1 protein-coding gene is annotated in these 554 nt (G+C 53.6%); it reads left to right on the top strand.

Going from position 1 to position 554, the window contains the following annotated elements:
• On the top strand, positions 1-554 hold a 554-nt coding region (locus MSG37_RS21245; RefSeq protein WP_248472785.1), incomplete at both ends, for a VCBS domain-containing protein.

Genomic DNA, 554 nt, shown 5'->3' with positions numbered 1-554 from the left:
GACCAACCAGAGTTGACCATCAGCAATATCGATGGGGTGATCACCGAAGACAGCATTGATGTGCAGCCTGATCGCCTTGTTGCCACCGGTGATATCACCACCTTCGATGTGGATAACAACGATGTCCTCACCCTAAGCGCCAGCTATAACAGCGATATTGCTTGGCAAAACCCTGCCATGGCGGCACTCACCGCCCAGCAAATCAGTGACATTATTGATGGCTTTAGTCTCGATAACGATGACATGGGCTGGACCTATGATATCGATAATGCCTTAGTGGATTTCCTCGCCGAAGGCGACAGCATCACTTTCAGCTTTGATGTCACCGTCACCGATGCGAATGGGGCTTTCACCACCCAAACCGTGACCATGACCATTAACGGTACTAACGATGCGCCGGTCATTACCCCGTCACCAGAAGATGAAGCCGGTGAAGTGATTGAGGCCGGAGTGCAGCCGGGCGGTAACGCCCCAGAACCGGGCGTTGCCATGGTACAAGGGGATTTAGATGCCACCGACCCTGACAGCGGTGATTCGCAGACGTGGTCGTTTGC

The sequence above is a fragment of the Shewanella sp. 1CM18E genome (genome assembly GCF_023161665.1).
GTDB lineage: Bacteria > Pseudomonadota > Gammaproteobacteria > Enterobacterales > Shewanellaceae > Shewanella.
Note: the sequence above shows the minus strand (reverse complement) of the source record. Positions and strands in the feature narration are given on the sequence as shown.